Raw genomic sequence first — 13,545 nt, forward strand, 5'->3', positions numbered from 1 at the left:
TTCACGTTGCGTTTGGGCGTGAACCCCGCCTTATCTGCCGACCTCCGGTTCGCTGATTTCAGCGGGAATCAGCCCTGCTGCACGCCCGTAGATTTCAGGAGCCACACCATAGCGAACAGACTCTGTAGGCCCGGTAAGCGCAGCGCCACCGGGCAAGGACATCGGGCACGGCGGCAATACCTTGCCCGGCCTGTCGTTAATTTATTCACTCTCGTGGCTGGAATGGCCGCCCCCAAACGCGCCCGCTATTTCCTCTCCACCGTTATCATGGTCACGAACGGATGATACTGCCACGGCACGCTGCCGCCTTTGCGGTACATCTTCGACAGGGTGCCGTCGAGATAAAGCATCTGCCGCACGCCAAGCTTTGACTGCGCATAGCAGGCAAAATCGTAAAAGTTGGTCTCGCGATCGCTGAGCATAAACACCACCCGGCCCTGCTTATCGATACCAACCCCGTTGCGCAGCTTGCGCGAACTGGCGGAGGGCTTCAGTCGCCAGTTGATGGCGCCATTTTCAATCAGCATCGGGCCGGACTGCACCGCATAGCGGATGGCGGGAGAGGGTTTGTACGCCGGCAGCGGCACGATTTTCGCCCGGCCGTTTTCCACCAGGAATACGCCGCCGGGGCGGATAAAGAAGTTCCCGCCGCCGGCGGAGCGGTTGACCGGCGTCAGCCGTTTGCCGTCTTCGATATACAGCCCCAGCGGCGCGTAGGCCTTATCGTAAATGCCGCCGTTCATCGCCATCTGCACCCGGCCGTCGCCATCGATACCCGCCAGCAGCGAACGCAGGGAACCCCAGGCTTTGCCGTGCCGATCCTGCCAGTACATCGCAATGCGCTCTTTCTGCGCATCCACCCGATAGCTCTGCAGGGTCAGCGTCGGGTCGGTGAGGGTACAGGCGGCGCTGGCGACGGCGGCCAGGGGCAGCAGCGCCAGAGGGAGCAGGCAACGTAATAACATGGGCAGTCCTTTCTATAGTCTGCGCCGAGTATACCCGCCTCGCTGCCTTATGCCGCCCAAATCTCACAGTGTTTTTGCACCAGCCCGGAAAGCGAACCGCCGTTGGCGATAAAGTCGCGCATCTGCTGCGCCTCGCTGTGCGGCGATTTCGCCTGGCGAACCACCGCCTCCAGCGCTGCCGTCGCCTTCAGCTGATGGGCGAAAGGGGCCAGCCGGTCGGCGAGCTGCAGGATCTCCTGGCGGATGCTGCGCTGCTCCCCGCTGCGCACGTCGGTGAGGGTCCCGTCCAGCCCGTAGCGGCAGGCCTGATAGCGGTTAAAGGGGTACAGCAGATAATCATCAGGCTGGTGCTTAAAAGGACGCTCCGTCAACAGCCAGCAGGCCAGGGTCTGAATAAAGCCGGCGATGTGGATCGCCTGGGCAAGGGTCAGGGGGGTGTCCATCACCCGCACCTCGACGGTACCAAACTGCGGGCTGGGGCGAATATCCCAGTGCAGATCCTTCATGCTATCGATCATGCTGGTGTAGCTCAGCTGGCGGAACAGGCGACGAAACCCCTGCCAGTCGGCCACCCACGGCATCGGACCGTTGTCGGGATAGGAGGAGAAGCGGTTCAGGCGCGAACAGGCGAAGCGACTGTCGGTGCTGTCAAACCACGGTGAGGCGGCGTTAAGGGCGATGAAGTGCGGTACAAAGCGCGACAGGCCATGCAGCAGATAGATGGCGTCGTCGCCGCTCTGGCAGCCGACGTGCACATGCTGGCCAAAGACCGTCGCCTGCTGTGCCAGATAGCCAAAATGCTCGACGGTTTTGACATAGCGCGGGTTATCGCTGATTTGCTGGCGCTGCCAGGCATGAAAGGGGTGGGAACCGCCGCCGCAGATCTGCAGATGATGGCGCAGCGCCGCGCGCTGGACCGCCTGCTGGATGGCGCTGAGCTGGATTTGCGCATGGCTGATGTCGCGGCACACCCCGGTGGCGATCTCCAGCATGCTCTCGGTGATGTCGTGTTTGGCTTCTCCCACGGTCAGCTCATGCTGGACGTCGGCAATCAGCGTCGAGGCATCCTGGCTGAGATCGTAACCCGGCGGGTTCACCACCTGCAGCTCCAGTTCGATACCGAGGGTAAAAGGATCGGAGCGGTGAAAATCGGCTAAAGGCATAGTCTCTCCCGGTCGATGTGTTCCCTGAAGTATAGAAGGGATTGATCCCGACGGAGAATACGCGGCGGCGGTGGACGGGGGATGAATAAAAAGTGACGCAGAGTGATTATTTGAAATTTGCCATATAGCGGCTGGTGCAATTCTGCAACATATTTCCCGCTGGCGGTGCGGCGGAATAAGATGCAATTATTTTCCCATAATTATCATGGTGATAATATAAGTCATTCTTATTTTACCGGTCGGTTTTGGCCTATTTTCGTCCGCGTAAGAGCTGGTACGCATTTTGCCTGTTAATCCGTGACACTTTATTTAACAGGGATCATGTGATGCACAAAAAGACGTTATTTTCGCGTGCCGGTCGTCTCGCCGTGGCGGTGAGCGGCGCACTGGCCCTGGCGGGCGCCGCCTTACCTGCCAACGCCTCCACGCTGCGGATCGCCATGACCGCCGCGGATATTCCATTAACCCTTGGCCAGCCGGATCAAGGCTATGAGGGCAACCGCTTTACCGGCATCCCGCTGTACGACGCGCTGGTGGAGTGGGATCTGTCGCAAGGTGAAAAGCCCAGCGGTCTGGTGCCGGGGCTGGCGACCGAGTGGCACATCGATCCGCAGAACACCAGCCGCTGGATTTTCACCCTGCGTCCGGGGGTGAAGTTTCATGATGGGACGGAGGTGAACGCCGACGCCATCGTCTGGAACGTGGATAAGGTGCTCAATAAAGCGGCGCCGCAGTACGCCCCGGGTCAGATCGGCAACACCCTGTCGCGCATGCCGACCCTCACCGGCGCAGAGAAAATTGACGACCACACCGTGGCGCTGACCACCTCGGAACCGGATGCGCTGCTGCCGTACAACATCACCAACCTGTTTATCGTCTCGCCGACGGCGTGGCAGAAGCAGTATGACGCGGTGCCGGCCAGCGTGAGAGATAGCGCCGCGCGCAGCAAACAGGCGTGGACCGCCTTCGCCGCCCACGCGGTGGGTAGCGGCCCGTTCAAACTGGAGAAGCTGGTGCCGCGTCAGCAGCTGATCCTCGATAAAAACCCCGACTACTGGAACAAAGATCGCATTCCCCGGGTGGATAAAGTGGTGCTGATCCCCTTGCCGGAGGCCAACGCCCGTTCCGCGGCGCTGTTGTCGAAGCAGGTGGACTGGATTGAAGCCCCGGCGCCGGACGCTATCGATCAGATCAAGTCTCAGGGTTTTCACCTCTACGCCAACACCCAGCCGCATCTGTGGCCCTGGCAGTTCTCCTTTGAAAAAGGATCGCCGTGGCAGGACATCCGCGTGCGCAAAGCGGCCAACTTGTGTCTGAACCGTGCTGAGCTGAAGAGCTACCTCGGCGGCTACATGACCGAGGCCACTGGGGTCTACGAGGCTGACAGCCCGTGGCATGGCAAACCCACCTTCCAGATCAAATATGACCCGGACGCCGCCCGCCAGCTAATGACCGAGGCCGGATACAGTGCCAGCAAACCGCTGCACGTCACGGTGGCTACCTCGGCCTCCGGCTCCGGGCAGATGCAGCCCTTACCGATGAACGAGTATATCCAGCAGAGCCTGAAGAGCTGCTTCTTCAATGTGGATATCAAAGTGGTGGAATGGAACACCCTGTTTACCAACTGGCGCCTGGGCGCCCGGGACCCCTCGGCGAAAGGGATCGATGCGATCAACGTCAGCGCCGCGGTTAACGATCCTTACTTTGGCCTGATCCGCTTCTCGACGGCCAAAGCGTTTCCGCCGGTGGCGACCAACTGGGGTTACTTTTCCACGCCGGAGACGGAGAAGCTGGCCGCCGCCGTCAAGCACGCCTTTACCCCGGCGGAGATGAACAAAGCGGCCGGTGAGTTGCACGCCGCGCTGGTGGATCAGGTGCCATTCCTGTTTGTCGCCCACGACGTCGGGCCGCGTGCGATTTCCCCTGCGGTGACCGGGGTGGTGCAACCGCAGAGCTGGTTTATCGACCTCAGCCTGGTGAGCAAAAAAGAGTAATCGCGAAAGGGGCGACCGATGATCAATACGCTGCTATACCGCATTCTGCTGGCTATCCCCACCATGCTGGGGGTGGCGGTGATCTGTTTCATGCTGGTGCAGATCGCCCCGGGCGACCCGCTGGTGTCGGTGATGCCGCCGGACGCCTCGGAGGCGCTGCGTCAGACATTAATGCAGGCTTACGGCTTTGATAAGCCGCTGCCCCTGCAGTTTATCCACTGGCTGTGGCGGGCGCTGCACGGCGACCTTGGTATGTCGGTCGCCACCGGCCGCCCGGTGATAGACGAAGTGATGACCGCGGTGGCTTACTCTCTGCGCCTGGCGCTGCTGGCGACGGCGATCGGTTTTGTCCTCGGCAGCCTGTTCGGCTTTGTCGCTGGCTATTTTCGCAACAGCGTCATTGACCGTCTGGCCTCGGTATTGTCGGTGTTTGGCGTCAGCGTGCCGCACTACTGGCTGGGGATGCTGCTGGTGATCCTCTGCAGCGTCAAGTTCGCGCTGCTGCCGGCCACCGGCGGCGGGCCGATAGGCGAGGTGGGCTGGCAATGGGACTGGGCGCACCTGCAGTTCATGCTGCTGCCGGCCCTCACCCTGTCGGTGATCCCGACCGGGATTATCGCCCGCACCGTGCGCTCGCAGGTGGCCGATATCCTCAGCCAGGAGTTTATCGTTGGCCTGCGCGCCCGCGGGCTCAACGAGTCGCGCATCTTTGTCCATGTCATGAAAAATGCCGCGCCCACCGCGCTGGCGGTGATGGGGCTGCAGGTGGGCTATCTGATGGGCGGCTCGATCCTTGTGGAGACCGTTTTCTCCTGGCCGGGAACCGGATTGCTGCTCAATACCGCCATTTTTCAGCGCGACCTGCCCCTGCTGCAGGGCACCATCTGGGTGCTGGCGCTGTTTTTCGTGCTGCTCAACCTGCTGGTGGATATTCTGCAGACCACCCTCGACCCGCGTATTAAGAGGAGCTGACCATGGTGGATACGGCAACGACGAAAGCGGTCCCGGCCGCAGCGGCCCACGCTACCCGGCAAGGTTACTGGCGCGGCGTGCTGCGCCGCCTACTGCGCGACCCCGGCGGGGTGGTGGTGGGCGTGGTGATCCTCCTGCTGCTGGCCCTGGCGCTGTTCGGTCCGTGGCTTATCGTCAAAGATCCCTATCAAACGTCGATGTTCCTGCGCCTGAAACCCATCGGCAGCGATGGCTTCCCGCTGGGCTCGGATGAGCTGGGACGCGACATGCTGTCGCGGCTGATCCTTGGCACCCGACTGTCGCTGTTTATGGGAATTGTCCCGGTGGTGTTCGCCTTTTTTATCGGCGGGGCCATCGGGATTATCGCCGGCTATACGGGCGGCAAAACCAATACCGTGATTATGCGCACCGTGGATGTGTTCTATGCCTTTCCCTCCGTCCTGCTGGCGATTGCGCTGTCGGGAGCGTTGGGGGCGGGCATCGGCAATGCGCTGTTGTCGCTGACCCTCGTGTTTGTCCCGCAGGTGGCGCGGATTGCCGAGAGCGTGACCGCCCAGGTGCGGCATATGGACTATATCGACGCCGCCCGGGCCACTGGCGCCAGCGCGTTGACCATTATCCGCGTCCAGGTGTTGGGCAACGTGCTCGGGCCGATCTTCGTCTTCTCCACCGGGCTGATTTCGGTGTGCATGATCCTCGCCTCCGGCCTGTCGTTTCTCGGCCTCGGCGTGCGGCCGCCGGAGCCCGAGTGGGGGCTGATGCTCAATACGCTGCGCACGGCAATCTATACCCAGCCGTGGGTGGCCGCCCTGCCGGGCCTGATGATTTTTATCACCTCCATTTCGTTCAATATCCTCGCGGACCGCCTGCGTGCGGCAATGGCGATTAAGGAGTAAGCGATGCAACCCTTTATCAATATCGACCTTGGCGGGCCGGCGCAGCCGCTGCTGAAGGTCAATCACCTGCTGAAGTACTTTCGCGGCGGCAAAGGCCGGGAGGTGGTGCAGGCGGTGGACGATATCAGCTTCACGGTGATGAAAGGCGAAACCCTGGGGGTGGTCGGCGAGTCGGGCTGCGGCAAATCGACCACCGCCCGGCTGCTGATGCAGTTGCTCACCCAGGACAGCGGCGAACTGATCTTCGACGGACAGGGGGTCGGCTCGTCACGTCTGCCGCTGAAAGCCTACCGTCGCCAGGTGCAGATGGTTTTCCAGGATAGCTATGCTTCGCTCAATCCGCGCCTGACCATGGAGGAGAGCATCGCCTTCGGCCAGCGCGTCCACGGCGTCAGCGCCAGAGAGGCCAGCGAATATGCCCGCTATCTGCTGGCGCACGTTGGCCTTGAGCCGGCGCGCTTTGCCGACCGCTACCCGCATGCGCTCTCCGGCGGCCAGCGGCAGCGGGTGAATATCGCCCGCGCGCTGGCGATGAAGCCGCGGCTGGTGATCCTCGATGAGGCTGTGTCGGCGCTGGATAAATCGGTGGAAGCCCAGGTGCTGCAGCTGCTGCAGGAGCTTAAACGGACTCTCGAGCTGACCTACGTGTTCATCAGCCACGATCTACACGTGGTTCGCTGGCTGTCGGATCGGATCCTCGTCATGTACCTTGGCGAAGTGGTGGAGATTGGCCCGGCGGAGCAGCTGTTTACCGCCTCCGCCCACCCCTATACCCGGGCGCTGTTAAGCTCGATGCCCTCCATGGACCCGGAAAACCGCACCCTGACCTCGCCGCTAAGCGGCGATCCCCCCAGCCCCATCGCGCCGCCGAGCGGCTGCCGCTTTCACACCCGCTGCCCGCATGCGAAGGCGGTCTGCGCCGAGGTGAAACCGCGGCTGGAGGCGGTCGGGGAGGGGCACCAGAGCGCCTGCCTGATGGCGCAGCCGGCCTCGCCCTGGCATCAAAGCATCCCCCTTAAGGAGGTCAGCCATGTCGGATAACGCCTTTGTCCATGTGCGCGACCTGCGGGTCGTCTTTCGCCGCGACGGGCAGACCATCAACGCGGTCAATGGAGTCTCCTTTGAGGTACAAAAGGGGGAGGTGATGGCGCTGATTGGCGAGTCGGGTTCCGGCAAGAGCGTGACCCTGCGGGCGCTGATGCGCCTGCACCCGCCAGGGAGCAGTGAGCTCTCCGGCACCCTGCAGGTGGGGGATGACGAGGTGCTGACGATGAGCGCCAGCCAGCTGCGGCGCTATCGCGGCGGACGCTGCGCGATGATTTTTCAGGAGCCGCTGCTGGCCTTCGATCCGGTCTACACCGTCGGGCAGCAGATTATTGAAGGGTTGCGCCGCCACGAAGGGCTGTCGCGCCAGGCGGCCCGGGACAGGGCGCTGGAGGCCCTGCGCCAGGTGCGCATTCCCAGCCCCGAGCGGCGGCTGGATGCTTACCCGCACGAGATGTCCGGCGGAATGCGCCAGCGGGCGATGATCGCCCTTGCGCTCTCCTGTAACCCGAAGCTGCTGCTGGCGGATGAGCCGACCACCGCCCTCGACGCCACGGTGCAAATCCAGATCCTGATCCTGCTGCGCGAGCAGCAAAAGCAGCGCGGGCTGTCGATCGTGTTTGTGACCCACGATATCGGCGCCGCGGTGGAGATCGCCGACCGGGTGGCGGTGATGTACGCCGGGCGGATCGTCGAGGAAGCGTCGATGAGCGAGATCCTGCGCCACCCGCGCCATCCTTATACCCAGGTGCTGCTGGGCAGTCGGCCGAAAGAGGGGCTTAAGAAAGGTGATGCCCTGCACTGCATTCCCGGCGCGCCGCCGGATCTGGCGCGCTTGCCGCCCGGCTGCGCCTTTGCCGAGCGCTGCCCGCACCGTCGCCCGGTCTGTGAGCAGAGTCTGCCGCCGACGGAATCCGTCGCGGAGCGCCACGCGGTGAGTTGCCACCGCTGGCGCGAGCTGGCGATTGACGCTAACGCCCAGGCCCTGGCCGTCTGATCGGCGGCAAAAAACCATACAGGATGAAGACCAGGCGTTGATAGCGCATTCCCACCGCCGGTTACGCTGGCGGCGACCTTGATGTCAGGAGACTACCATGAGCAGTGATGTACTTTTTACCCCCGCGACCGACACCACCGGCTGGCGCATCAATGGCGACCGCCTGTGGGCGTCGTTAATGGATCTCGCGCAGATCGGCGCCACGCCGAAGGGCGGCTGCCGCCGTCTGACCCTCACCGACCTCGACCGCCAGGGGCGGGACAAGGTAATAGGCTGGGCGCGGGAGGCCGGGATGAGCGTCACCATCGATAAAATCGGCAATGTGTTTATGCGCCGGGAAGGCCGCAACCCCGGCCTGCCGCCCATCGTCTCCGGCAGCCATATTGACACCCAGCCCACCGGCGGCAAATTTGACGGCAACTACGGCGTGCTGGCGGCGCTGGAGGTGGTGCGCACGCTCAACGATCTGCAGATTGCCACCGACGCGCCGATTGAGGTGGTGTTCTGGACCAACGAAGAGGGGTCGCGCTTTGTACCGGTGATGATGGGCTCCGGGGTCTTTGCCGGCGTCTTCCCGCTGGAAGAGACCTGGGCCGTCACGGATAAAGAGGGTGTCAGCGTCGGCGAGGCGCTGGAGCAGATCGGCTATATCGGCGAGCAGACCCCGGGGGACCATCCCATCGGCGCCTATTTTGAGGCGCACATTGAGCAGGGGCCGATTCTCGAAGATGAAGCGAAAACCATCGGTATCGTGCAGGGCGTGCTGGGGATCCGCTGGTACGACTGCGTGGTCACCGGCCAGGCCTCGCACGCCGGACCCACGCCGATGCGCCTGCGTCAGGATGCCCTGCAGGTGGCGACCCGCATTATGCAGGAAGTGGTGGCCATTGCCGGGCGCAGCGAAGAGGGACGCGGCACGGTCGGTAGCGTGCAGGTGTGGCCCAACAGCCGCAACGTGGTGCCCGGGGAGGTCACCTTCTCCATTGATATGCGCAATCTCAGCGATGCGCTGGTGGACGAGATGGATCGCCAGCTGCGGGCGTTTATCGCGGAGGTTGAGCGGGAGAGCGGTCTGCAGGTGGCCCTGAAGCAGGTAAGCCACTATCCGGCGGCGCCGTTCGATGCCGAATGCCAGCAGGCCATTGCCGATGCCGCGCAGCGGCTGGGCTATCCGGCGCGGCCGATCGTCTCCGGCGCCGGGCATGACGCAGTGTATATGAGCTACCTGGCGCCCACCGGGATGATTTTTATCCCCTGCAAGGACGGGATCAGCCATAACGAAATTGAGTATGCCTCGCCGGAGCACGTCGCCGCCGGCGCCAACGTGCTGCTGCAGGTGATGCTTCAGTACGCGCGGCCGGTGTAGACGGTCGTCCTCCCCGGTGACGCGACCTCCAGCCGTTTATCATGCTATAGCCCGGGTAAGGCGGTTACGCCGCCGCGACCCGGGACGGCGGATGACGGGGCGGTCAATCACGGCTCGGGCTCCCTGCGCCAACCCGCTGGCGGCCAAATTTGCGCGAGCCCACCACGCACAGCACCACGCCCAGCGTGACCGCCAGCATCAAGGGGCTGACGGTTTCGTGCAACAGCGCTGCCGACAGGCCTAGTCCGAAGAACGGCTGTAATAGCTGGAGCTGGCCGACGGCGGCGATCCCGCCTGCGGCCAGCCCTTTGTACCAAAAGATGAAACCGATCAGCATGCTGAACAGCGACACATAGCCGAGCGCGACCCAGGAGGAGGCCGAGATGGCATGCCAGGACGCGGGCTGAACCAGCAGCGAGGCGGGGAGCATCAACGGCAGGGCAATCACCAGCGCCCAGCAGATCACCTGCCAGCCGCCGAGCTCCCGCGTCAGCTTCGCCCCTTCCGCATAGCCGAGGCCGCAGACGATAACCGCCGCCAGCATCAGCAGATCGCCGCTGAGTGAGGCCGCCGCATTTTGCGTCAGGGCGAATCCCACCACCAGCAGGCTGCCCAGCAGCGAAAAGATCCAGAAAGCCCGCCGCGGGCGTTCGCCGCCGCGCAGTACGCCGAAGAGGGCGGTCATCAGCGGCAGCAGACCAATAAACACAATCGAATGCGCCGAGGTAATGCGCTGCAGGGCCAGCGCCGTGAGTAGCGGAAAGCCGAGCACCACCCCGGATGAGACGATGATCAGGGACACAAGCTGCGCCAGGCGCGGGCGTTTCTGGCGAAAGCCCACCAGCAGCGCGATGGCAAGCAGCCCGGCGATAGAGGCGCGCAGAAAGGTCAATAACAACGGATCCATATCCTGCACCGCCAGCCGCGTCGCGGGCAGCGAACCGCTGAAAATGAACACCCCCAGTAGACCATGAAGCCATCCGGACCAGGGACCGGGCGCCGATTTATCCAGTGTTGAATCTACCACGTTAACCTCGCGTTATCTTATTGAGCTGCGCCCGCTTGAGCATCGTCAGCGGCGATGGTAATGTGGCTAATCTAATACAATCAAATTATTGTCATAGATACATTTCACGATGAAAGCCCGATATAAAGCCGTTGTCGATCGATATGCGCAGGCGATCCGCAGCGGGCAGCTGCCCGCAGGCAGCCGTCTGCCGACGCACCGTACCCTTGCCGCCGGGGAGCGCATCTCGCTGGCCACCGCCACGCGCGTATACCGTGAACTGGAAGAGATGGGGCTGGTCAGCGGCGAAACCGGCCGCGGCACCTTCGTGCGCGACCTCTCGCTGCCGCCGGGGCACGGGGTCGATCAGCAGGTGGTCGCCGCCGATGTCGTGGATCTCAATTTCAACTACCCTTCGCTGCCGGAGCAGGGCGATGCGCTGCGCGAGGCGCTCAGGCAGCTGGCGATGGCGGGCGATATTGACTCGCATCTGCGCTATCAGCCTCATGCAGGGCGGCTCGCCGAGCGGGACATTATCGCCCGCCATTTGACCTGCCAGCACTTTGCGCCGGACGCGGAAAATGTCCTGATCGTCAACGGCGCACAGCACGGGCTGGCGGTGACCGTCATGGGGCTGTTACGTCCGGGGGATGTGGTGGCGGTGGATGCGCTGACCTATTCGGGCTTCAAGGTTCTGGCGGCGCTGTATCATCTGGAGCTGGCGGCGATCCCCTGTCGGCCGGAGGGACCGGACCTGCAGGCGCTTCATACCCTGTGCCAGCAGCGGCGGGTGCGGGCGGTGTATACCATGCCGACGCTGCACAATCCGCTGGGCTGGGTGCTCAACACCGGGCAGCGACAGGCGCTGGCCGATCTCGCGCGCCAGCACGATCTGCTGATTATTGAAGATGCCGCCTACGCCCGGCTGGTGAGCCATCCGCCGCCGCCGGTAGTCAGCTATGCGCCGGAAAGAACGGTGTATGTCACCGGATTTTCAAAAAATATCGCCACCGGACTGCGCGTGGGGGTGGTGATATCTCCGCCGCGCTATCGGCCGGAGATTGAGCGCGCCATCCGGGCCACGACGTGGAATACGCCGACGCTGATAAGTTCGCTGATCTGCGCCTGGATTGAAGATGGCACGGTGGCGCGCTTTGAAACGCAGAAACGCCAGGATGCGCGACAGCGACAGCAGGTGGCCCGCGAGGTGCTTTGTGGGCTTCCCGTCGTCAGTCATCCCGATTCGTACTTCGTCTGGCTGCCGCTGGGTGAAGAGAGCCGGGCCGATCGGCTGGCGAATGCGCTGATGGAACGCCGCATTTCGGTATCGACCGCCGAGCCGTTCTGCGTCTCCGCCACGATCCCGCAGGCGTTGCGCATTGCGCTCGGATCGGTGCCTTTCGACAGCCTGCGCCCGGCGCTGCTCAGCGTGCGCGACGCCGTTGAGTATGAACAATACCGCTAACCCATCTGCTCCAGCTGGCCGCGCAGGACCTCCACCCCCTGGGCGATGGCGTCGGGGTTAATGGCGTGGAATCCCATGCGAAAATAGTTATCCGGCGGCGCGGCGCTGAGAAAATGGCGCGCCCCGGGCTCAATCAGCACGCCGGCGTGGGCGGCGCGCCAGGTGAGCTGCTGGGTGTTGATCTGCGCCGGGGTCTGCAGCCAGAAGGCGTTAGCATGTTCGCTTCCCGCCAGCGCGCGACACGACGGCAGATAGCGCTGCAGGGCGGCATGCAGACGCTCCCAGCGCTGGGCGGAGTCATAGTGGTAGCGCCGCAGATGGGTTTCATAATGGCCCTGGGCAAGGAAGTGGGCCATCTGGTACTGAATGTTGGTCGGCGGATGGCGATAGACCAGCCGGCGCAGGGCGCGCGCCTCGTCGATCAGGTCCGGGTCGGCGACCATAAACCCCAACCGCAACCCCGGTGACAGCGCTTTTGACAGGCTGCTGACATACACCACCCGGCCGCTGCGATCGCTGGCCTTCAGCGCCGGCAGCGGGTTGAGGGTAAAGTTACTCTCCGAGTCATAATCATCTTCAATAATGACCGCGTCATGACGGGCGGCATGCTCCAGCAGCTGGCGACGCCGCGCACTGCTCATGGTCACCCCGGTGGGCACCTGATGACCTGGAGTGACATAGTAGTAATCGCAGGGACGCTCATTAAGCACGATCCCCTCTTCATCCACCGGGTGCGGCACCACCTCGGCGTCGGCGAGCAGAAAGGTGTTGATGGCTTCGCGGAAGCAGGGGTTTTCGACGCCAATGCGGGTGGTGGAAGAGAGCAGCAGTCGGGTCAGCAGGTAGAGGGCATTTTGCGAGCCAAGGGTGATGAGAATTTCATCCGGCGCGGCGACAATGCCGCGCTTGGGCAGCACCCGGGTGCGGATCTGCTCGATCAGCATCGGCACATCCTGGTCAATATGGTCGATGACCCACGCCGGGTCGCGCACCCCGCCGTGCAGCCAGTTCGCCGCCGAGCGCCAGGTGGCCAGCGGGAACTGCCGGGTATCGGGCTGGCCGTAGATAAACGGGTAGCGGTAGTGCATCCAGCCCGCCGGTTTGAGGATCGACTCCTGCTGGCTGGGGGTCATCTGCAGCCGGTCGCCCCAGCGTGGTGCAGCGGCTTCGCGCTGCGGTGCACTCTCGACGGCGGCAGGCGAAGCTTCATGATAGTCGGGATGCAGGTAGTAACCGCTGCGTGGGCGGCTAATCAGGTAGCCCTCGTTGACCAGACTTTCAAACACCAGCGCGGTGGTGTTACGCGAGACGCGAAGCTGGCTGGCCAGCTGGCGACAGGAGGGCAGCGGGGTGTCGGCGGCGAAGATCCCGCTGAGAATGGCATTCACCAGCGTCTCTCGCACCTGTTCCTGCAAACCGCGGCCAGGCTGAAAATCAACGTGTAACAGGTGACGGATCATACGGGGCTCCTCTGGCAATAACGCATTGCGACCACCCGTTACACTCAGCAAATTCCATACCACCCTGCCGCCATCTGACACAGCGATGCGGCCCATCTGGCTCTATACGGAATTGAAAAACGCTCCCACATTAAAAACGTATTCAGCCGCCGTGGACCGGAACGTCCCCGGCCACTATTTTGCAGAAACCTTTTCGCGTTCTGGAATGAACCCGTCT

Annotated in this window: 11 protein-coding genes; 7 read left to right on the forward strand and 4 right to left on the reverse strand. The window is 63.1% G+C overall.

What is annotated here, in order from left to right:
• Positions 1–245: 245 nt before the first annotated feature.
• Both BHE81_RS18735 and BHE81_RS18740 read right to left on the reverse strand, forming a co-directional pair.
• Positions 246–965: a phosphodiester glycosidase family protein gene (locus tag BHE81_RS18735; RefSeq protein ID WP_004151678.1), complete on the reverse strand. Its 720-nt coding sequence runs from the start codon at positions 963–965 to the stop codon at positions 246–248.
• A 47-nt stretch (positions 966–1,012) separates the two neighbouring features.
• Positions 1,013–2,128 carry a YbdK family carboxylate-amine ligase gene (locus tag BHE81_RS18740; RefSeq protein WP_004176954.1) on the reverse strand — a complete coding sequence of 372 codons (1,116 nt, stop codon included), beginning with the start codon at positions 2,126–2,128 and terminating at the stop codon, positions 1,013–1,015.
• Positions 2,129–2,454: 326 nt separating this feature from the next.
• Here BHE81_RS18740 and BHE81_RS18745 point away from each other — a divergent pair, with 326 nt between their 5' ends.
• The 6 genes from BHE81_RS18745 (at position 2,455) to BHE81_RS18770 (ending at position 9,397) form a co-directional block, all read left to right on the forward strand.
• Complete coding sequence (locus BHE81_RS18745) at positions 2,455–4,122, forward strand: ABC transporter substrate-binding protein (RefSeq protein WP_023287344.1); 1,668 nt, start codon at positions 2,455–2,457, stop codon at positions 4,120–4,122.
• Between the two features lie 18 nt (positions 4,123–4,140).
• On the forward strand, positions 4,141–5,094 hold the full coding sequence (locus BHE81_RS18750; RefSeq protein ID WP_004178910.1) for an ABC transporter permease: 954 nt from the start codon (positions 4,141–4,143) through the stop codon (positions 5,092–5,094).
• A 2-nt stretch (positions 5,095–5,096) separates the two neighbouring features.
• Entirely contained in the window at positions 5,097–5,990 is an 894-nt protein-coding gene (locus BHE81_RS18755; protein ID WP_004178912.1) for an ABC transporter permease, read from the forward strand.
• Between the two features lie 3 nt (positions 5,991–5,993).
• The gene (locus tag BHE81_RS18760; protein ID WP_004223507.1) at positions 5,994–7,031 is read left to right on the forward strand and encodes an ABC transporter ATP-binding protein; all 1,038 of its coding nucleotides are present in this window, start codon (positions 5,994–5,996) and stop codon (positions 7,029–7,031) included.
• Complete coding sequence (locus BHE81_RS18765) at positions 7,021–8,031, forward strand: ABC transporter ATP-binding protein (RefSeq protein ID WP_021314482.1); 1,011 nt, start codon at positions 7,021–7,023, stop codon at positions 8,029–8,031. Before BHE81_RS18760 ends, BHE81_RS18765 begins: the two co-directional genes overlap by 11 nt.
• 97 nt (positions 8,032–8,128) lie before the next feature.
• Positions 8,129–9,397 carry a Zn-dependent hydrolase gene (locus BHE81_RS18770; RefSeq protein WP_016532222.1) on the forward strand — a complete coding sequence of 423 codons (1,269 nt, stop codon included), beginning with the start codon at positions 8,129–8,131 and terminating at the stop codon, positions 9,395–9,397.
• A 103-nt stretch (positions 9,398–9,500) separates the two neighbouring features.
• On the opposite strand, the gene BHE81_RS18775 is transcribed toward BHE81_RS18770, so the two are convergent.
• The gene (locus BHE81_RS18775; protein WP_024622883.1) at positions 9,501–10,409 is read right to left on the reverse strand and encodes a DMT family transporter; all 909 of its coding nucleotides are present in this window, start codon (positions 10,407–10,409) and stop codon (positions 9,501–9,503) included.
• Positions 10,410–10,533: 124 nt separating this feature from the next.
• On the opposite strand from BHE81_RS18775, the gene BHE81_RS18780 reads away from it, so the two are divergent.
• A complete protein-coding gene (locus tag BHE81_RS18780) occupies positions 10,534–11,868 on the forward strand; it encodes a PLP-dependent aminotransferase family protein (protein ID WP_023302200.1) in 1,335 nt (444 codons plus the stop codon).
• On the opposite strand, the gene BHE81_RS18785 is transcribed toward BHE81_RS18780, so the two are convergent.
• Complete coding sequence (locus BHE81_RS18785) at positions 11,865–13,328, reverse strand: PLP-dependent aminotransferase family protein (RefSeq protein WP_004176948.1); 1,464 nt, start codon at positions 13,326–13,328, stop codon at positions 11,865–11,867. The two genes, BHE81_RS18780 and BHE81_RS18785, sit on opposite strands and share 4 nt — an antisense overlap.
• Positions 13,329–13,545 lie beyond the last annotated feature (217 nt).

This window comes from Klebsiella sp. AqSCr, assembly GCF_008452795.1.
GTDB classification, from domain to species: domain Bacteria; phylum Pseudomonadota; class Gammaproteobacteria; order Enterobacterales; family Enterobacteriaceae; genus Klebsiella; species Klebsiella pneumoniae.